The following is a 23267-nucleotide window of genomic DNA, read 5'->3' as shown; positions in this document are numbered from 1 at the left end:
TGTCACCTTTATCTTAAAAAATCAATATTAATTAGCAGTCTTATCATTTATACAACGTGCAGACCAGGCATAAACTTTACTAAAGGGAATTACTTCACTAGCAGTACCTGTGAAATACAACATCGTCGCTGAAGTATTATTTACCTGTGTGCTGGAATATAAATAACCTTCCGATCCACGACGAAAAAGGGCACCTGTATTGCTTAAATAACCGGCACCATGTATTTTCAGTACTGAATTATATCCATCCGCGCTACCTGTCCAACTTTTTGGCGTAGTCCATACCTTTGTCAATTCTGTACCAGTAGGCAATCTCCATCCTCCCCCTAGCATCTGAGTACAAGGGTCATTGACAGGCGCCCAGTCACTATTCTCATTAATACTCCCTATCCATACTGTAGCTGGTGAACGTGTACCTGCTGCATCCGCTTTATACCCCTGCAATTTATTAAACTGCCAATACCAACCTGCTGAGGCCTCAGTAGCATCTGTGGCCGAAACACCCTGCTGATCGGCCCCAAGATTTTGAGTAATCCAGCATTTTGGCGCTCCAGAAATACTGCTAACTACAGTTTTATAGGTTACCGTTTTAGAAACCGGTGCACCATTAACTCCTGCAACGTGTACTACTGTAAATGTTGGTGGACAGACTTTAGTACTAAAGTTAGCGACAGCACTGTAACTGGTCCCTTCGCTATTTGTAGCGAAGGCTTTTACATAATAAATAAATTCTTCACTTAGTCCAGTTAAAGTAACTGCAATTGCACCTATACCCACCCCAGATGGAATAACGTTGTCTGCCAATGTTGGGTTACCAGTGGTATTCCATACCAATCCTTTCGCAGTAACCGCAACACCCCCATCGTGTGTAACTGTAGCCTTAGCCTCAGCATTACCATCTTTTATAGTAACAAAAGGAACAACAACATCACTAACGTATGGAGTTGTTTTAATCTCATCACTTAAACAACGTACAGCCCAGGCATAACCTTTCTCATAGGAGTACATTGACGTAAACGTACTGAAACACAAAACCGAAGCGAGCGTATTACTTGTTTGTTTATTTGACCAGAAAAAACCATACTGTCCACGATAATGAAAAGTACCATCGTAACTAACTAAACCTGCAGCATGTAATTTTAGCCCGGAATTATAGGCATCATTAATACCTGCCCAGTTTTGTGGAGCGCCGAGCGTGTTCGTCAATTCTGTAGCCGTGGGTAACCTCCATCCTCCACCCAACAACTGAATACAAGGATCGTTGGCAGGAGCCCAGTCGCTATTCTCATTAACACTTCCATTCCATGCTGTTGGGGTTCGCGTTAGTGCATCATCCACTTTATAGCCTTGAAGTTTATTGAACTGATAGTACCAACCTGCTGAGGCTTCGGTTGCATCAGTGGCAGAAGTTGCCTGACGATCTGCACCAAGGTTTTGAGTAATCCAGCATTTTGGTGCGCCCGAAACACTGGTAATTGCAGTTTTATAGGTTACCGTTTTAGTCGCCGCTGCCCCATTAACACCCGAAATATGTGATACCGTAAATGTTGGCGGACAAACCTTAGTGCTAAAGTTGGTTGCCGCTGCACTGTAGCCTGTACCTGCGCTATTTGTAGCAAAAGCCCTTACGTAATAAGTAAGTTCTTCATTTAGCCCCGTCATAGTGCCTATAATTGCCCCAATACCAGATCCAGATGGAATCACATTATCGGACAACGTTGGGTTGCCTGTAGTATTCCATACCAATCCTTTTACTGTGACCGGAGCGCCTCCAGCATTTAGAACTGCAGCTTGACCTTCGGCATTGCCATCTTTTATAGTAACAGCAGGAACCACAACATCGCCTACCGCAGGTGCTGTTATAATAATCTGATCTCTTAAACAACGTACAGACCAGCCGTAGGCCTTCTCAAGAGGAATTACCGCGCTAGCCGAACCAGTGAAATACAACATCGTTGCCATACCAGTACTTGTCTGTGAGCTTGACCAATAATAACCTTCCGTTCCACGACGAGCAAAGGCACTGGTATAGCTAAAGAAACCAGCAGCATGTAATTTCAGTACTGAATTATATCCAGCATTAATGTTGGTCCAGTTTTGTGGAGCAGCCCTCGCATTAGTCAATTCTGTACCAGTAGGTAATCTCCATCCTCCGCTTAACATCTGAACACAAGGGTCGTTGGCAGGAACCCAATCACTATTTTCATTAATAGCCCCGATCCATGTTGCACCTGGTGTACGGGTAACATCCATTTTATAACCTTGCAATCTATTAAACTGCCAGTACCATCCTGCAGAGGCTTCGGTCGCATCATTAGCTGACGTTGCTTGACGGTCCGCACCAAGATTTTGGGTAATCCAGCATCTTGCGGCACCCGAAACACTGCTATTTATGGAATTATAAGTTACCGTTTTTGTAACTGGAGCACCACTAATACTTTGTAGGTGATTAACAGTAAAAGTCTCCGGACAAACTTTAAAACTGGCTTCATTAGCACTATATCCCGTGCCTACACTATTTGTAGCAAAAGCCTTTACATAATAGGTATGCTCTTCATTACGTCCTGTCAAAGCTCCTACAATTGCACCTATACCAGATCCTAATGGAACCACGTTATCAGCCAGTGTTGGATTACCGGTAGTATTCCATACCAATCCTTTCGCTGTAATGTCCACACTACCATCATAGGTAATCGTGGCTTGAGCCTCAGCATTGCCTCCCTTTAATGTAGCGGCAGGAACGATAACATCACTTATAACAGGTGCTATTTTAAGCTGATCACTGATACAACGTACAGAAGCGCCATAGGCTTTCTCATAAGCACCTACCCCACTACTCGTATTCGTGAAGAAAGACATCGTTCCTTGAGTAAGGTTTGCTTGTTTGCTTGACCAAAGCATAATATCCGTCCCACGACGAGTAAGCGGGCCTTGATAGCTTAAGAAACCGGCACCATGTATTTTTAATGCTGAATTATAGGCATTCATCACATTTGCCCAATTCTGCGGAGCACCTAAGGTATTGGTCCACTCTGTGGCAGTAGGTAGTCTCCATCCCCCACCAAGCATTTGCGCACATGGATCATTGGCAGGAGCCCAATCGCTGTTTTCATTAATAGCCCCTACCCATCCTGTACCTGTAATGACAGTTCCTTCGGCTTTATAGCCTTGCAATTTATTAAACTGCCAGAACCATCCTGCCGAGGCTTCGGTATCGTCATTAGCAAAAGTTGCCTGATGATCTGCACCGAGATTCTGAGTGATCCAGCATTTTGGCGCTCCCGAAAGACTGGAAATTGCAGTTTTATAGCTAACCATTTTTGTAACTGGTGAACCGTTAACACCAGCAATATGCGATATGATAAATGTTGGCGGACAAAGTTTAGTCGTAAAGCTGGTTTCTATAGGACTATATCCTGTTCCTATTTCGTTAGTCGCATAAGCACGAACATAATAAGTAAGGTCTTCACTCAGTCCCATTAGTGTACCCGTAATTGCGCCTATACCAGATCCAGATTGGATCACCTGATCAGCCAATGTTGGATTACCTGTAGTATTCCATACCAAACCTTTCGCTGTAACAGGACTACCACCATTACGTGTAACTGTAGCCAGAACCTCAGCACGATCACTTTTCAGTGTAGCAGCAGGAACAGTTACAGTACTTACAGATGGGGGACTTTTAACAACCTGATCTCTTAAACAGCGTATCGAAGAACCATAAGTTTTATCGAAAGCAGCCATTGAGCCAACCCCAGCGGTAAAGTATAAATTCCCTCCAAGGTTAACACTACCCTGTGTGCCCGACCAGAAATAAGCTTCTGTTCCGCGACGAATAAGTGCACCAGTCCTGGCATCCAATATGCCGGCTGCATGTATTTTTAACACGGAATTATACGCCATATTCATATTTGTCCAATTCTGCGGAATGTCTCTTGCATTGGTCCATTCTGTAGTAGTAGGCAATCTCCATCCCCCACCTAACAACCTCACACAAGGATCGTTGTCAGCTTCCCAATCTTTATTTTCATTAATACTCGTATTCCATCCGGTAGCAGGGATGGTAGTAGCTCCTTCTGCTTTATAACCTTGCAATCTATTAAACTGCCAGAACCAGCCCGCGGAAGTTTCTGAAGCATCATTAGCTGAAATACCTTGCTGATCTGCACCTAGATTTTGCGTAATCCAGCATCTTGCTGCTCCCGAAATATTGGTGCTTACAGATTTATAGGTTACCGTTTTAGTAACCGGAGCTCCATTAAAGCCCAGTGTGTGACTTACAGTAAATGTAGGCGGACAGATTTTAAAACTATTCTCTACACTACTATAGGTTGTTCCTATCTCATTTGTCGCAAAAGCACGAACATAATAAGTAGGGCCTTCTTCTAATCCTGTTAAAGTACCTGCAATTGCGCCTGTACCAGATCCAAAGGGGATCAAATGATCAGCTATTGTTGGGTTACCTGTTGTATTCCATACCAATCCTTTCGCAGTAACTGTGGTACCACCATCATGTGTAACTGTAGTTTGAGCTTCAGCACTGTTAAGTGTCATTGTAGCAGCAGGAACCACAACATCACTTACAAAAGGGGCCATTTTTACAAGCTGATCACCTATACAACGTACAGACCAACCATAAGATTTCTCAAACGGAATTACTGCGCTAGCTCCAGCAGTGAAATACATCGCCGATGCTTGAGTCGCGTCTGTTTGTGTGCTTGACCAATAATAACCTTCCGTTCCACGACGAATAAAATCACCGGTATAGCTAAAGAGTCCGGCATTATGTAATTTTAATACAGAATTATACGCCGCGTTATAGTTTGTCCAGTTTTGTGGAGCACCGCTCACATTTGTTAATTCTGTACCCGTAGGCAATCTCCAGCCCCCACCAAGCATTTGCAAACAAGGATCATTATCAGGTACCCAGTCGCTATTCTCACTAATCGTCCGGGCAAATGCAGTATTTGGTTGACGTGACGTTCCATCCATTTTATAAGCTTGCAATTTATTAAACTGCCAGTACCAACCCGCTGATGCCTCGGTAGCATCAGTTACAGCAGTAGCCTCATGATCTGCACCTAGATTTTGAGTAATCCAGCACCTGGGTTCTCCCGAAAGAATAGTTCTTACTGTACTATAGGTCACCACTTTAGTTACCGGTGCCCCATTATAACCTTCTATATGTGTGACGGTAAATGTGGGCGGACAAATTTTAGTGCTAAAGCTGGTTTCTATAGGACTATATCCTGTTCCTACTTCGTTAGTCGCATAAGCACGAACGTAATAAGTAAACTCTTCATTCAGTCCCGTTATGGTATCATAAAAGGACCCTTTTCCTACTCCAATAGGCACTAGTGTCCCATTTTCAAGTGTTGGATTTCCTGTCATATTCCAAACCAGGCCTCTGGTTGTTACGGCAGATCCACCATCAAAACTAACCGCAGCGGTAGCCTTTACAGAAACTTTGGTGATTTCGGAAATTCTAACTTGGCTAAGCACTGGAAGCTCTGCTGGTGTGCTGAAAACCTCTTCCTGTCCATAAGCAGTGCCTTTGATGTTAGTTGCATAAGCACGTACGTAATATTTTGTACCTGGTGCCAGACCAGTGAAAGGAATACCAAAAGCCCCTTCCCCAGCTGTAGCGTGATTAATTTTAGTTAATGAGTCAATAGTAGGTTCCGGACGCGTACTCCAACATATACCGCGTTGGGTAACTGGCACACCTCCATCATAAGTAACCTCACCACCGCTGGTCGCAAACCTGCTGCCGATTAAAGATGGCGTATGGGTAGAAAGCAATGGAAGTGTTACCTCTACTGTGGTAAACAATACCTGGCTACCATAAGTTGTGCCTACCGCATTGGTTGCATAAGCACGTACGTAATAAGTTGTGTTTTCTGTTAAACCTGTTAACTGCGCTACAAAACTACCTATTCCTGTAGTCGTGTTGTCTACCGTTTTGGCAGCCAAAGCAATGGTTGGGTTGCCTGTCGTATTCCAGGTTACCCCTCTTGCCAGGATTGGTGATCTACCATCATTTGTAATCTCCCCACCACTAGTCGCTATGGTAGCACGGATATTCGTTACCGGTGTTGTGATCGTTAATGTAGGGAAAGCATTGGTAATGAAGGTACGCTCGATACCGTACGCCACACCGATCTTATTAACCGCATAAGCACGTACATAATACAAGGTGTTCGGTGTCAAATTGGTCATAGTAGCCGTAAAAGCATCCATCCCAGAGCCATTTGAGCTTTTGCTATCATTTATGGTTGGATTGGAAAGGGTGCTCCAACACAATCCCTTAAGAGTAATGTCCGAACCGCCATCACTGGTAATCTCTCCACCAGCATTGGCACTAAATCCACCCAGATCGGTAACTTCAGTAGTTTTGATCCGTGGAGCCGTAGCGAACAAGGTTACTGTAACCTGATTTCCATATGCTGTACCTACACTGTTTACCGCATAAGCTCGAACATAGTAAGCTGTACTCAAGGCCAAATTGGTGACTTCACTCGTAAATGTACCCATTCCCGATCCGTTCTGTGTTTTAGAAACAGTTACGGTAGCTGGATTAAAATTGCGGTCCGTACTCCAAATCACCCCACGTGCGGTGATGGCTGCTCCACCATCTTTGCTGATCTCACCACCTGTGACGGCGCTTGAGTTAGAATTAGCAGTAATATATGATGTGGTAAGTGTGGGCAACACCGGAGGCGTTGTAAAAGTCAGCTCATTCCCATATCCCGTTCCCAGGCTGTTTATCGCATAAGCCTTCACATAATAAACGGTAACAGGTTCCAGGCTTTTCAGGATACTTCTAAAAGTATTTCCAGTAACAGGATCATTGCTGGTTTGCATTGCCGAACCTAGTAAAGGATTTGTACTTGTGCTCCATACTACCCCCTGATCGGTTATCGCTGCAGCACCGTCACTAATAATGGTACCACCACCGGTAGCCGTTATACCCAGCGAAGAAGCTGAAACATCATTTGTGGTCAATGTTGGAACAGTAAGTGTAGTAAAGCTCAATTCATTTCCATAAGCAATACCTACGCTATTGATGGTATACGCTCTTATATAGTAAGTCACTCCTGGCAACAAATTAGTAATCGTACTGTTAAAGCTTCCAATACCAACACCAGCATGCGTAGTTTTATTGTTAATTACGGTATCTGGTCTGAATCCTGGAGAAGTGCTCCAAACCAATCCACGGGTAGTAACTTCTACACCGCCATTATCTGTTATGATACCTCCAGTTTGTGCTGTTGATCCGGTAATTCCAATCGCATCCTTAGTTGTTAAGCTAGCCAATACCGGAGGGTTAGTGATAAAACTCAATAAATTCCCATAACTGGTTCCAGCAATATTTGTGGCGTAAGCCCTCACATAATAAGTGGTATTAGGTTTCAATTTTTTAAGCGAACTGGTAAAGACCCCGTCTCTGCTGCCATTGCTGGTCCTATTAACCACAACGGTATCCGGATTGAAATCAGCATGACCACTCCACACTACACCACGTGCATATACAGCCGAGCCCCCTTCATCAGAAATATCTCCCCCGCTAATGGCCGAAGTACTTCCAATAGCTGTGGTATATAAGGTTGTTAGTGTAGCCAGCTGAGGAGTTACAAAGCTAACCAGGTTACCATGAGCCGTTCCTACACTGTTGGTCGCATAAGCACGTACATAATAAACTGTATACTCCTTTAATCCGCTAAGCTGAGCAGTAAAGCTGCCCATAAAAGCACCATGCTCTACCGTTTTATGAACAGTTACTGTATCCGGATTAAAATTAGGTTGTGTACTCCAGTATAGCCCACGAGTAGTCACAATAGCACCGCCATTGTTTTCGATACGGCCACCACTGCTGGCAGCTGTTGCTGAAGTGCTTATTGCTGCTGTGGTCGTTATGCTGGCAAGAACCGCAGGAAGCGTAGTGAAACTAAGCTCCGCTCCATAAGTTGTACCTACACTATTGATAGCATAAGCACGCACATAGTAAGTCGTGCTGGCCAGTAATTCGTCGATTTTGTTGGTAAAACTACCCATACCAACAATACCTGAAGCATGACCATCAGTTAAAACTGGGTTTCTGCTGGTACTCCAGCATACGCCACTGACAGAAACTGCTGTTCCACCATTATCAGAAATATTTCCACCTGCCATTGCAGCCATACTTGTTATCGTCGCAGGTTCAATTGAGCTGGTAGTCACTAACGGCAAGGCGAAGGTTTTAAATTGCACTTCATTGGCCGCATAAGCAGTACCCACACTATTGGTTGCAAAGGCTCTTATGTAGTAAGTTGTTCCTGGTTTTAAACCAGTGATTGTTGTGTTAAAACTATCAGCTCCTGATGCGCTAATCCGATTTGTAGAAACCGTATCAGGATTGAAACCAGCAGTTGTACTCCAAACCAAGCCCTGTTCTGTAATCAATGCGCCGCCATTATTGATGATCGTACCACCACTGTCACCAGTAACTCCTTGCGCTCCACTTTGGGCAGCTTTAGTAGTCAAAGTCGCCAAAACCGCTGGAGCAGTCGTAAACTGTTCTATCTGACCATAAGCTATTCCTACTTCATTTATCGCATAAGCTCTGATGTAATAGAGGGTATTCCCTTTTAATCCGGTAAGTGCATGTGTAAAATTACCAACGGCAACACTACCATTTGCATGTTGATCTGCGGTAGTTGGCAGTGCCGAAGTACTCCAGCATATTCCACTCTGGGTTACCGTCGATCCACCATCGCTGGTAATATCGCCACCACTATTTGCAGAAAAACCAGTAATTCCAGATGCAGGTAAAGTAGTTACTGTGGCTGGAGTTGGAATCGCCGCCGTAGTAAAAGCCAATTCATCGCCATAAGCGGTTCCCACACCATTTACGGCATAGGCACGAACATAATATTTAGTTAATGGAGCCAAACCATTAATACCGACAAGGAAGTCGCCCAAGTCATTGCCATCTGCCGCGTATTGATCCGCAGTAGTTGGATCGCCTGTAGTATTCCAGCATATTCCTCTTGTTGTTAATAAGCTCCCTCCATTATTGGAAACATTTCCCTTAATCAATCCAGTTGTAGCGGTAGCATTCACTATTTCCACAGTGGTAACCGTAGCTAAGCCCGAAGTCGCAGTAACAAAGCTTTCCTCATTACCATAAACAATTGTTGAATTGTTACCCGCATAAGCGCGCACATAGTATTTGGTACTGCCCATCAATCCGGCAATTTTGCTGACGAAGGTATCTGAGACAGCCCCACTGATATAGTCATCCCCTATAGTTGGGTTAGGTGATGTACCCCAGCAAATCCCCGTAAATGTTACCCCAGAAGTAATTGTTCCTATAATTCGGCCTCCACTTTCTGCAGAATTGTTGGTCACCATGCTAACTGGAGTCGTTGTTAAACTTAGGTATAAAGGAGTGGTAAAACTAACCTCTTTGGTATATGCAGTACCCGCACTATTCTTAGCAAAGCCTCTAGCGTAATACACTGTTCCTGGTAATAAGCCCGTAATGTTGCTCACAAAAACGCCTAAATCTGTCGGATTTTGGGTAAGAGATTCATGAGTTTGGTAGTTAATTCTATCCGTACTGTACATCACGCCTCTCGAAACTACGCTTGCGCCGCCGTTGTTAAGTATATTAATACTTCCTGTTATTTCCGTGAAGTTCATATTGCTGAGGGTAAGTGCTGCCCCAGCCAATACAGGTATTTGAGGCCCTAAAGTTGTAAACTCCAGCAGCTCACCATAGGCAGTACCATTTCTATTTGTAGCATAAGCACGAACATAATAGGTCGTATTTCCCATTAAGGAGGTGAGTAAACTCTGGTAAGTACCAATATCCACACCATCAGTAGTTGTGACCGCAGCAGCATCATCAACAGGATCACCTTTTACACTCCATTTTACGCCCCTAAAAGTAATATCTGCCCCCCCATTGCTGGTTATATTTCCTCCGGCTGTTGCCGAGATGTTTGTAATGGCTATTGGCGCCAGCGTTTCCACACCAGGGATTTCAGGTATAATGACAAACGTTTTATCCGCTCCATAAACCGTACCTACAACATTAGTGGCATAGGCCCTCATGTGATAGGTCTTATTTGGCAATAAATCGGTTAGCTTACTAATAAAAATACCAAGACCAGTGCCATTGAGGGTATGTGAACGATCAATGGTAGGGTTTTCAACTAAGCTCCAGCATACGCCGCGGGAAGTCACCTCTGCTCCACCATCGGCAAGCACCTGTCCACCCCCAGTAGCCGTATTGTTAAAGAATGAAGAGGCAGACAAAGTAGCTACCGTAGCATAATTTGGTGTACTAAATGTTTCCTGCTTACCATAGGCTAATCCAGCATCATTTACTGCATAAGCACGTACATAATATTTTACTCCAGGAGCCAATCCTGAAAGCATGCTGCTAAAACTACCTACTCCATCTCCGACTACTGGTTCCTCTGTTTTAGTAGTCAAGGCTATAGTTGGTAATTCTTCAGTACTCCAGCAAATTCCACGAAGGGTTACCGTAGAACCTCCATTGTTACTAATGTGTCCCCCACTAAAGGCATCAATCCCTGTAATCCTTGTTGGTTTTATTGTTACAATAAATGGTGCAGAACTGGTTACAAAGCTAGTTTCACTGGTATAGATGGTACCCACACTGTTGGTGGCATAACCCTTCGCATAATAAGTTGTCCCAGGCAATAAGTCAACCAGGTTACTGATAAATATGCCTACATCTGATCTGTCTACCGCGGTAGATGAACCATACGTCCAATTGATCCGGTCTGTGCTCCATGCAAATCCACGGTCAGTGACCAGGGCACCGCCATTGTTGAGGATATTCAAAGTCCCTTGGGCTGATTTTTCAGTGATGTTTGTAATGCTTACCGTCGCAAAGCTGAGTACCGGTAGCACTGGCGGGGCGGTAGTAAATTGCACCAGGTTACCATATACGGTCCCCTGACTGTTCACTGCATACGCTCTCACATAATAAGTGGTATTGCTGAGCAGTCCTACTAAAGAACTTGGAAACACACCTACCCCAGAACCATCATTGGTCATGGTAGCAGAAGGATCGTCAATGGGATCACCAATAACACTCCACCTTATCCCACGGGCTGTTACCGGGCTGCCACCATCATCAGTAATATCACCGCCACTTAAAGCAGTCATACTGGTAATATCGGTGACAGGTAGCGTGGTGATGGTTGGCAGGTCAATGCACTTTAAATCTCGCCAGACTACTCCATCGTAATAACGGATGCTTCGAGATAAGGCATTGATATAAAATGCGCCCTTTTTTAAACCAGGGGTTGAGGGATTGTTTTGCAAGACAGGTAGCTTGAATGTTTTCACATCAACACCGGCAGCAAAGCTTTTACTCTCTGTAAAAGTACTGCCCCCTAAATCCCGTATTTTAATCCAGCTGGTCCCATTATTAATCATGGTCGAATGATTAGCCGACGAATAATAAATGGTACCTGCTTTATTATTGTTAGCTGGATCAGCTGCTAAAACCGGCAAATAAGAAATACCGCCTTTAACCGTAAAGTGATCTTCAGCTGTTACGTTCCAAATCTTGGTGGTACATAAGGTTTCCCAGTCTGTACCCGTATAAATTAATGGCTGCTCCTCAACTGTACTGTAAACAATCATCCCCATTTCTGGGGCCGTAATTGTCGCAGGATCCCTCAATGCAAGATGAGGGATATCATTTATAACGCTGAATGGATGCTGTGCATGGACTAAATTACTTGTAAACAGTAAAAATAGTAATAGGATACCATGAAATTTTTTCAATTTTACTTCGGCTCCTTAAACAGATTAATTTTTAAGTTGACCTCAAAATCTCCACCAGTACGCATACGATCTCCAGCCAATTGACTGGTATAAAAGCATTGTATAAAGTACTTATCGTAATTTACGCCTACACCAAAAACAGAACTTTTGTCGCTACGGAACATTCCCATGAAATTAAGAATGTTGTTTTCAAGCTTCAGGTTTGTACCCACATCCCAAATGCTTTCAATGTCTTTAGCTCCTCTGAAACTGATTTTAGGTTCTATTGACACGATATCCAAAGCAGATCCGATTTTGTAAGACATGGCAGCAAAATAAGTATGTCCATCTATAGTAACCAGCGGGTCCTTCTGCAAAAATTTAGATAGGTTAGGCAATGCTCCTTGTATTGTGAACCGCTCATTGGTATATGCAATACCAAAATCTCCATCAATATAAGGCTTGCGCTCGTTAAAACGTTGCGCCAAAATATCATCAGGTTCAGCAATAATCTTGTTATTGTCCAGGCTTTCTTTCATTGCGCCAAGGGAAAGACCAAAATGCAAATTCTTATTATCCCCATTTAATGGCAAGTGATAAGCATAACTCGCCATGACGCGGGTACGCCCAATCAGTCCGGCTTTGTCATTATATATGATTAGGCCCATCCCTACTTTATCGCGCTGATAATCTCCACTCACAGCCATCGTAACTGGCGAACCTTCGATGCTCCGCCATTGATTGCGGTAACTAAGGTTCACATTTAATCCCTTTTCCATCCCTGCAAATGCAGGATTACTGATGTATTGATTTTCATAATACTGGGTACCTAAGGGTCTGATTTGTGCCGATGCAGGGAATGCGATTACCAATCCAGCTAAAACTCCCAATGCAGCAAATAACGCCTTATTAACTCTATTTTTCATGCTCAATTCTTTCATTTTATTATTCCCTTACTACAGAGATAAATCCTGATCTTTTTGCTTTTCCTGAATCGAAATACAGGACATAGTAATAACTATCTTCGGGTAGCGCACTTCCATTAAACGTACCTCCCCAAGTGTTGTCATAACCTATCATATTGAAAACCAGCCTTCCTTCGCGGTCGTAAATCTTCAACTCGTTGTTAGGATATAGATGGATGTTTTTAACAATCCAGGTATCATTTACACCATCACCATTTGGCGTAATCATGTTGTTAGCAATCAAATCTGAATAAGCTTCTTTGCCTGATTCCATGGTTACTGCCGTTAAATCAGAAAAAGTAATCTTATCCCCAAACAGCTGACCAACGTATCGCTCGGTCGGATTAGCCACACTTTCCTTAACCAGCGTAAAATCTTTATAGTTGTTACTTGGTGCTTTTGAATAAGCCAACACCAAGCTTTTGCCTTCGTTTCCATTGAGTTCAACATCCTCATAATTCAGGGCAAGCTCCCCATCAAAAGTTGCTGGTCTGCTAAACCTGTATATTCGTTGGATGCTATTGAACTTTGGCCAGATCACCGTTTGCATTTGTTTAGTAATCATCAGGTTGTTCATTCCCCATTCCGTAGCTGGAACCAGTGTTAAGCCCTCGGTATAGAATACAGTTCCTGGTTGGACAAAGATTCCTTCTGATCCTACCTTCAGCTGAGCCTTTACATCAGGACAGATAAACAGCAAAAATCCAATGGCAATAGATGCGATAAGTCTTTTCATTTTTCCTAATAATATATTTTTCATCAATACTGATTATTTCATTTCTGCTTCCAACTGAGCAACAGTCTCAGGTAAAGCCACAATTTTATTGCTCTTCGCATCTACCAATACCATTGTTGGTGTTGACAAGACAAAGTATGCCGCAGCTTCAGGACTTCTTATTCCTTGTTCTGCTCGCTTATGTTTAAATGCAGGCAAGCCTACTTTGGCTTTTTCCCATGCTGGAATCTCCGTTTCTGTTTCATCTAAACTGATGGCGAAGACATCCATCATTTCTCTTTTTGAAGCATCCTGGTACCAGGGATGTAATTTTTCTACCAACTCTTTACAGTGCTGACAATCGGCCGACCAAAACAATACCAGTTTATATTTGGCTTCAGTTTTAAATTGATGAAACTTAACCGTATTACCTGAAGCCAGTTTCCAGTCAAAATCAGGCGTTACGGAACCTACAACTAAGGTTTCCAGACCTTTCAATCTCTGCTCGATTGCTTTTCTACGGCTCGTTAAGCAAAGTGGATCGTTCAGGTAAGGCTCCAACATTTTTATGCCTGCAGTCATGTTAAAACTTTCAAATCCATTGTAGAAATAATCTACCATCCATCCGTAAACTAAAGGATGACCCAAACGGGCTTTCTCTATGGCGCGTTTTCCGGCAAGGGTAAACAGAGAATCTCGGAGTTCAATAGTGGTTGACATGGCGCCATAAATATTTACATATTTATTCATCCACTCTTTGATCTCGGTTGTTTTGATGATCATTGGATTTTTAAAGTCCATGCCATCTAAATAATGTTCGATCACACTGTTCACTCTGTCTTTTTCTGTTCCTTTCCAAAGGATTGGCGCGATGTGTTGAAATACAAAACTATTGCTCACAAAAGTATTCTTGTGTTGCAAGGTTTGTGCTTCAATCCATTTATTGTAAGTCAAACGTCTTCCTTCATATTCTTCCGTTCCCAATGCAAAAAACTTCGATTCCGGACGGTCATAATTCATCAGAAAATTCTGTAACAATCCTAGCTGTTCTCTTCTTTTCCCATTGTCCGCAGCAAAAGCTGTGATCACCGTATTTTCTATTTCTCCTTTTTGGAAATAAGTACTATCGGGATGATTCAATGCTTTAGGACGGGCCCAAAGTTCCAGATTTTGATTGTTTACAAAAATGCGTTTTTCAGCAGGGTAAGGATTACTACTCTCTTTTTCCTGATAGTCAAAACGCAAAACAAACTCTCCCGGTAATTGATCTTTAGGGATATTCAACACTGCGGTTCCGCCATTATTTATAGCTGGATTTTCTACAATTGTTTTTATAGATGCACCAGCAAGGGAAAGCAAAGAAATCTTGCTTTTCGCTACACCCGACAAATGTATTTTCAAGCTAATGTCTTTAGTCTGCCCACTTGCATTTAAACATAATAACCCTACAAAAACTGTGGGGACAAGTGTATGCTTTAATCGTTTACCTATCATCTCTATATAGCTTCAAAATAGTGTTTGCCTCTTTTTATCAATAGTTATTGCATTTTTTTAAGAATGTTATTGATCTGTTCTTGTTGTTTATCCATACGGATCTTCAATCCATCAATCTCCTCTTGTTGTTCTTTTACTGCCTGAATCAGCATACCTGTAAGTTGGGTATAGTCTACTTTTAAAAAGCCATCTTTACCTTTCGTCACCATCTCTGGGTACACCTTTTGAAGCTCTTGAGCTATCACTCCTATTTTTACACCTGTTGCGTATTTAGTTTGATCTTTGTATTCAAAACTCACACCTCTGATCTGATTAATCTTTTGCAGAACTGTAGTTAAGGTTTCGATGTTTGATTTCAAATTTCTATCCGATGGGGTGTATAAATTTCCGTTTATGGTTAAATCTTGAGCCAATATTGCATTTCCTTGAGTATCGAAAGTCAAGCCTTTGCCGGTTCCACCGTCATTGCTGATCGAGAATGCCGAAAGTTTAATACTTTCCGTAGCTAGATGGTTACCCAAGTTATCTCTACCTGCAGCTGTTGCGTTAGTGATTCCAGCATCTACGTATTTCTTAGTTGCGGCATCCTGATCTGCGATAGGATCTGCCATATTCGTAACTTTAAAATTTGCAGCTATTCCATCACCCAAAACAAGGTCTGCTTTTGCTGCACCAAATCCACTGATGAGCACTTTATCTTTAGTGGTAGATTCTGCAATACCAGCAGCATTACCTACATAAAGCTCTCCTGTTGCGAGCTTATTGTCTACGGCTACCCATCCTGTACCATTGAATACATAGAAGCGATTTTCAGCAGTATTGTAATAAGTATCACCTACAACTGGATTAGCTGGTGCTGTTGGTCCTGTAGGCATCTTCACTGTTTTTGCATCTACATATTTTTTAGTAGCAGCATCCTGATCTAGGGTTGGCTCGGCAAGGTTAATTAATTTAAAATTACCCATTGCTACATCTCCCTGGGCAGAACCAAAGCCACTTAAAGGAACCACATTTTTAGGTGTTGACACTGCTATACCTGCTGGACTTCCAACAAACAAGTGACCGTCAGAAAGTTTATTATCGACAGGTACCCAAGTAGTACCATTATAAACATACAAACGACCTTCTAAAGTATTATAATAAGTATCACCTGCCTTTGCTCCAGTTGGTGCTGTTGGGCCTGTTGGTGTCTCTGAAGTTTTTGAATCTACATATTTTTTCGTTGCAGCATCCTGATCGGTAGTAGGCTCTGCAAGACTTGTAATTTTAAAATTAGTTGTTCCATCGCCCATTGCCACGTCTGCTATTGCAACACCGAAATCACTTACAGGCACAGTGTTTTTAAGCACACCATTTGCTTTATTAGAGGCATCGCCGACAAAAATATGATCTGTTGATAAGGTTATTACTCCGGGTGTAGATAGCTTGCTGTCTACATAGTTTTTCGTGGCTGCATCCTGCTCAAAAACCGGATCCTTTAAAAAACTGATATTGAATTGATTTACAGCATCCCCCATATTCACATTCTCAGTCGCTTTACCAAATCCGCTCAATGGCACCTGAATTTTCGGTGTAGCCGTTGCTTTCCCTGTACTGTTGTTACCCACAAATAGATTTCCAGCAGGCAGAGCAAGTATGGATGAAGGCGTACTAAAAAGACCATCAACGTACTTTTTATTCGTAGCATCTGTTTCCGCCAATGGTGTACCTATGTTTGTTAATAAAAAGCCTGCCATTGAAATATCAGTAGCCGGATCTTTGAAACCACTCAATGGAATGGTATTTTTTTCAATCCCAGTAGCTTTCCCATTTACATCACCAATCATAAAAAGGTCTTTAGCCAGGTTAATACTAGCGGGATCAAATGTTTTGGTATCGATATAACCTTTGGTAGCCGCATCTTGAGCATCCACCGGATTTGCAAGACCAGTAATCTTAAAACCACCTGCAGCAATATCCGCAGTAGGCGCAGCGAAACCAGTTAATGATACCGTATTTTTTAGCGTAGCCACAGCTTTCCCTGCGATGTCACCTACCAGGAAATTTCCTGTTGGTAATAGAATATTCGCAGCATTAACTTGTCTGCCATCAACATACGCCTTAGTCGCGGCGTCCTGTGCTGCAGTAGGGTCAGCCATGTTTGTGATCTTGAAATTGGTTACGGGTGTCCCCCCTCCCATTGACACATTAGCTCCAGCTTTATCAAAACCACTAATAGGAATAAGACTCTTTAACACCCCTATTGCTTTATTGGAATTGTTACCAACCAGGAAATTATTATTGGCTAAAACCATAGAAGCAGGAGTAGATACTAAAGCATCTACGTACCCCTTTGTCGCCGCATCTGAATTGGCAGAAGGGTTTGCAAGGTTAATGATCTTAAAATTTGTAACTTCATCACCCATTGATACATTATCAAGGGGAATTCCAAAGCCACTTAAAGGAATTTTTGTCTTATCTAGTTTCTCATCAGTAATCGCAAGCGGCTGAATGGTCAGCTTACCGATATTGGTGATGGTTGCATCTCCTGTTAAGGCAACAGACACAGGTGTATTGGAAGCATTACCAACGAAGATCTGGCCGTTACGTAGCAGGTTATTAATCGCCATCCAAACCGTACCATTATAAACGTACAATTTGTGGTCTGATATATTATAGAAAAGGTCGCCTTCCTTAACACTTACCTTAGTAGGATCAGGATTAATATTGGCACTTGGGGTAGATCCATTCGTAGAAAGCTCAAGCCATAAAGCACCGTTATAGATATAAGTTTTGTTGTCGTCCTTATTCAGGAACATTTCTCCGGCTTTTGCAGGATTAGGGAATTCAGCTGTTGTTCCACTGGCTATTACTCCTCCACCAACAGGTACCCAACCATCGGCTGTGTAGGCGTATAGTTTTTTCTCTGTTACATTGTAGAAAAGGTCCCCAGCCTTTGGAGTCTTAGGCATTTCAGCCTCCGTTCCTGATTTAAAGCCTCTGATGTCTTTGTCTATACTTAGAATAGCAGAGTTTAATACGCCTATTTTTAAAGCCTCATTAACATACTCGGGATCATTAGTTAACTGGCTATAACCATTTGGTGTTGGTCGGAAAAGCGTACCTGTAGCATAAGAAGTAGGATAAGTAGCATATTCATTTGGAGCTCCCTCAAGGTAAGTAGCATCCACAGTAATAAAATTACCACTGATACTTGTTACTTTATCAATTTTATAAGTTAACCCTGCAAAATCAGCAATAATATCTCCCGGTAAAATATCGGCAGCACTATATATGTAGAGCAGATCGGTAAAAGTTCCTTCAATCGAATAATTTGAATTAGGAGTTGAAGCAACTTCTGATGCCCCGCTAATGTAAAATCTCCCATTCAGTTTCGACTGAGCTATGCCTGCAAAGGAGATCAATGCTAAGAGACCAGTTACAAGAATATGCTTGTTTATTTTCATTTTTTACTTCTTCACGGTTAATATACTAGAAGGTTATAACCAGTATGTAAATCTTATTGGCACTTTGGGTTGCCGGCTTAAGACTAATTGTTTTATTAGCAAAAGATTCAACAGTAGCAGCATACGCACTACTTGGTATACCCATGTTAAAATAAGGTGAGGGCAATCCTGTGTCTCTTTTTACCAGGAAAAAACTAGGTAACGGATATTGCGTAAGGTCTGACACCTCCCCATCTGGAATATTTTCATCTTTGATATCGTAATATACTTGAGGAGCATTATCTGTTGGCGCTTTACCCAAAAGCGGGTTATCTATATTGAATTTCGCTTTTATAATAGTTACTCCCACGGGTACAGTAAGTGTAAATTTCTTTGTCCCCGCAACCAGCCCATCACTCATTACAACCGTTACTCCATCGCCAGTAGCCGTTACTACCACACGAGAATTTGAAGATGGATTGTAAGTCTTGAATGCACCTGCACTACCACCACCAGCTGCCGGAGTAACCCATTTAGCAGTTCCATCAGCATCCGCAGTTAATACTTTTGTTGCGTCAGCTGCAGCAACTGTCGGATATTTATCCAGCTTCGCTTTATCCGTCGCAACCATTACTCCAGCCACACTTGATGTAGCTGCAGGAATAGTAGCAGCAATTCCAGTCAGTGCTCCTGCTTTAGAAGTTATCACACCATTAGTAGCTGAAGACGTATATCCTAAATCAGTTGCCACAGCACTACCACTTCCGCCTGATCCATTAGCAACTGCCGTAATTCTTCCCTTCGCATCAACCGTTACGTTAGCTGAGGTATAACTTCCTGCAGTAACACCTGTACTAGCCAATGATAAAGTAGGGTTAGCTGTAACACCGTCTCCATTCGTTACTGTAATCTCATTTGCTGTACCAGCAATACTCCTTGATGTAGTCGCAGTAGCTGAAGTCCGGACTAAAATTCCATTTGCAGAAACACCTGCAAGACCGGTGGCAGTACCTGTTACGTTGCCGGTTAAGGCACCGTTAAAAGTTCCGGCAGTAATAGCGATTGCTGAGAAATTACCTGACGCATCTCTTTTAACAATCGTGTTCGCTGTTGGGGAGCTTGTTGCAAGATTAGCTGCCACTGTAGCAGTGTTTATATCAGCGGCAATAGAACCTCCTACAGTCGCTACCCTAGGCACATCAGCAGTATTACTTAAATCTCCGGCAAGCATTACAATACCTTTTACAGTTGTAGTTGCAGGCGAGCCACCTCCCGACACCATACCATCAGCGTAGTCTTTCATAGCCTTTACCGAAGGGTACTTTGTTGTAGAAGTTGCATCAGTAGTAATGTTATTGCTAATATTTGAAATATTTTGTTTTAGATCCAGTGCAGTTTGCGTGAGCGTACTGATTGGCTTCGCTGCATCACTTGTATTGTCAACATTATTAAGAGCCAGATCAGTTTTTAACTGAGTAGGTGTTTTTTGTCCAATTGAAGTTGCTGTAGCAGCATATAAATAACTTCCGGGAGTTAAAGAGTTCAATCCTGTACCACCATTTGCTACACCAACTGTCCCGCTTAGGGAAGTTGCAGTTGATGCATTTCCGATCAGGTTACCGGTAATAGTTCCAGCTACAAAATTACCTGAAGCATCTCTTTTTACAATCGTATTTGGCGTATTTGCGGACGTAGCTGCATTTGCAAGAACCACACCTGCATTAATATTAGTTGCAGTAGAACCACCAACCAACAATACCTTAGGTGCAGCAGCTGTTCCGCCCAGATCCCCTGCCAATTGTACAATACCTTTTCCTGTAGTGCTTGCATCAGGCGAACCTGCCGCTGATAAAGCATCCACATAAGTCTTAACCGCTTTTACAGAAGGGTATTTGGTATCTGAACTACCATCAGTACTGATATCTAAACTTTTATTTAATTTATCCTCTTTCAGATTTAAAGCCGTCTGTGTAGCCGTGCTAACAGGTTTACCCATATCACTGGTATTGTCAACATTCGGCAAACCTAAATTTGTCTTGGTCAAAACCACATCAGGCCCAACCACTCCGTTCACCGTTTGTACTCCCGTACCCGTTGGTGTTAATATTTCTTTCCAGTTAGCCAGTACAGAAGCCGGGGTAGCACCCAAAACAAAACTTTTACTAATGTCAGTCCTGATGACCGTACTACCAACCTGCGCGCCACTTAAGGCCAACATAGCAGCTTCGGTACTAAAAACATTAACAGAAGCAAAGGATAGCGCTGGAATTTGTGCTACGGGAATCTTCCCCGAGCCATCTAATGTCGCAACTCCATTCACTGCTGCTTTTTCAGTAAGATCTATCTTCTTGTTTAACTCGGTCTGCGTTGCAGTACTAATTGGTTTTAACAAATCACTAACATTACTTACATTATCCAAGCTTAAATCTGCCTTTACCTGGGTTGGTGTCCTTTGCTGCAAAGTAGTACTTGTTGCTGCACTAATAAAGCTTCCAGGTATATAACTGATCATCCCTGTACCACCTCTTACAGCTTGCAGATTTGTGATTAACGGCTCTTTTAAAGCCAATCCAGGTACAGTTGGTGCTGAAGCAACACCCGATAGATCTCCGGCGAGCTGTATTTTACCAATGATAGTTGTTGTGGCATCAGGTACACCACCCGCTCCTATAACAGCATCATTTACTTTTTTATCTACATAAGTTTTTGTCGCTTTTTCCGAGGGATAGTTGGTATCCGAATTTGCAGAAAACGTACCATCTATAATTTTATTAGCCTTATCTTCTTTTAAATCTAAAGCAGCCTGAGTTGCTGTACTTACTGGCTTTGCAGCATCAGAAGTATTATTAACCAGATCCAGGCCTAAAGCTTCTTTTACTTGTAAAGGCGTTCTTTCCTGTAGCGTAGTTGCATCTAAGGCATTAATGAAATTTCCAGGCGTATAGGAAGTGATTCCTGTTCCACCATTAGGCACCATCACGGTTCCACTAACAGAACCCGCTGTGGTTGCGGTAGTCGCATTTCCGTTCAAATTACCGGTTACTGTACCCACTTCTATATTGCCAAGCCCGTCTCTCTTCACAATCGTGCCCGTTAGGTTTTGAGCAGTCGCCGCATTGGCCAAGTCTACCCCTGTTTTAATAGCACTTGCAATTGCCCCGCCTACCGTTTTCACAGTTGGAGCATCAGCTGTACCAGCGAGATCCCCAGATAGCATGATTCTTCCTTTAATCGCAGTTGTAGCATCTACAATGCCTGCCTTTGAATCAATATAAGTTTTAACTGCATTTACAGTTGGATATTTTACATTTGAAGCTGCATCTAAAACCAGATCGGTACTTTTATTGGCTTTATCCTCTTTAGCATCTAACGCCGTTTGAGTAGCTGTACTTACTGGCTTATCAGCATCTCTTGTGTTATCAACACTCCCCAGACCTAAATTTATTTTAGCATCCGCAGCATTATTAGCTCCGGTACCACCATTTGCAACGGCAACAATCCCGGTAACATTAGTTGCAGTACCGGAAATATTTCCCTGAGCTGTACCTGTCAGGATAGGATTATTTAGAGTAGGACCATCAGATAGCACAATATCACCTGTACCTGTTGTTGTAGCCACTTTTAGTGCCCCGGCCTCTCCTTTTAAAATACCCAAAAGTGGAGTACCTAATGTAATTTCCGGCGTGGTTGTTGGATTGACAACTGTGCCCGTAAATCCATTTAAAGACTTAACACTTAACGAGGTCACAGTTCCATTACCTGTTCCACCGCCACCAGGTGTCCCATTTGTTACATCTATAATTCTTCCCGTAGCATCTACCGTAATATCTGCAGCTGTATATCTTCCAGGAATTACTCCTGTAGTTGAAAGTCCTAATGGGCTTGATGTTGTACCATTACCTTTTAAAGTAGCATCACGTTGAACGCTGGTAAGACCACCGGTACCACCGCCGCCGCCAAGTAAACCGGAAAGGTCGACATGACTGTTTCTTGGTCCTGAAATAGATAATATTGTTCCAGCAAGACTCAAAGACTGGTTTAGATCACTAAGACTTACCGAGTTTCCACCTTTAATACCTAAATTATATGCTGCATCAAAACTGAGACTTAAATCCCCAGCTGTGGCTGGATCTCCTTTTGGTCCGACTAATACGGTTCCAGATGAAGGCCAGTTGCCTGATACCTTTGGCCCGAATAAAGAGGTATGTGTTAGATCCAAATAAAAATCTCCGTTATTTCCAAGTCCGGCCGAAGGTGCACCATTACCGCTTAATATCGTATTTCCACCTGTGCCACCGCCTCCTGAAGTAATGTCACTTTTATTGGCTAGCTTTTGCCATTGTCCGTTGCTATAAAAATAAAACCCAGGAGAGTCATTTGTTTGATAGATCAATAAACCATTAGCAGGATTGTTGATATCATTACGTTGTACTAATGACATTCTTGGGATAAGCAAACCTTTAGATGTAGAAAGTATTTCTAGTTGAGCACTCGCATCTGGAGTACTTGTACCTATTCCTACTTGAGCTTTTGCGCCAAATGCAAATAGCAATCCAATAATTATGGCAAAATGCTTAACTGTTTTATTCATGAAATTATTCTAATGTGGTGGGGTAATTTTATGCTTATAAATGAAAAACTGAAAAATCTTGAATCTACCTTAAAATCAAACGAATAATCGTCCAACTAAAAAGCTAGATAAAAAACTAAAAATGAAACAGTTCGGACGTATTTCAACCTGGAAATACCCTGTATATTGTTGCAGATGGTGAATTTGGCCTATATGCGTAGCGTTGTAGATGATCTTTCATTTTTGAAAACATTATTTTAAACAATAAGGGGGTAGATCATTTGCTTTATTAGGCCCATAGGCAAGCC

The 23267-nt window shown here is 42.4% G+C and carries 6 protein-coding genes; all 6 read right to left on the bottom strand.

Going from position 1 to position 23267, the window contains the following annotated elements:
• Positions 1–27 precede the first annotated feature (27 nt).
• The 6 genes from FBD94_RS03130 to FBD94_RS03105 are packed head-to-tail and all read right to left on the bottom strand — an operon-like array spanning position 28 to position 22980.
• A complete protein-coding gene (locus FBD94_RS03130) occupies positions 28–11811 on the bottom strand; it encodes a fibrobacter succinogenes major paralogous domain-containing protein (RefSeq protein ID WP_136879030.1) in 11784 nt (3927 codons plus the stop codon).
• Positions 11812–11813: 2 nt separating this feature from the next.
• The gene (locus FBD94_RS03125) at positions 11814–12716 is read right to left on the bottom strand and encodes a PorP/SprF family type IX secretion system membrane protein (RefSeq protein WP_136879029.1); all 903 of its coding nucleotides are present in this window, start codon (positions 12714–12716) and stop codon (positions 11814–11816) included.
• Between the two features lie 19 nt (positions 12717–12735).
• Entirely contained in the window at positions 12736–13515 is a 780-nt protein-coding gene (locus FBD94_RS03120) for a gliding motility-associated C-terminal domain-containing protein (RefSeq protein WP_131609633.1), read from the bottom strand.
• A gap of 9 nt (positions 13516–13524) precedes the next feature.
• Positions 13525–14964: a TlpA family protein disulfide reductase gene (locus FBD94_RS03115; protein WP_136879028.1), complete on the bottom strand. Its 1440-nt coding sequence runs from the start codon at positions 14962–14964 to the stop codon at positions 13525–13527.
• Positions 14965–15008: 44 nt separating this feature from the next.
• Positions 15009–18410: a tail fiber domain-containing protein gene (locus FBD94_RS03110; RefSeq protein ID WP_136879027.1), complete on the bottom strand. Its 3402-nt coding sequence runs from the start codon at positions 18408–18410 to the stop codon at positions 15009–15011.
• A 25-nt stretch (positions 18411–18435) separates the two neighbouring features.
• Positions 18436–22980, bottom strand: coding sequence for a beta strand repeat-containing protein (locus FBD94_RS03105; protein ID WP_136879026.1), 4545 nt, complete (start codon positions 22978–22980; stop codon positions 18436–18438).
• Positions 22981–23267 lie beyond the last annotated feature (287 nt).

Source organism: Pedobacter hiemivivus (assembly GCF_005144565.1).
Classification (GTDB): Bacteria; Bacteroidota; Bacteroidia; order Sphingobacteriales; family Sphingobacteriaceae; genus Pedobacter; species Pedobacter hiemivivus.
Note: the sequence above shows the minus strand (reverse complement) of the source record. Positions and strands in the feature narration are given on the sequence as shown.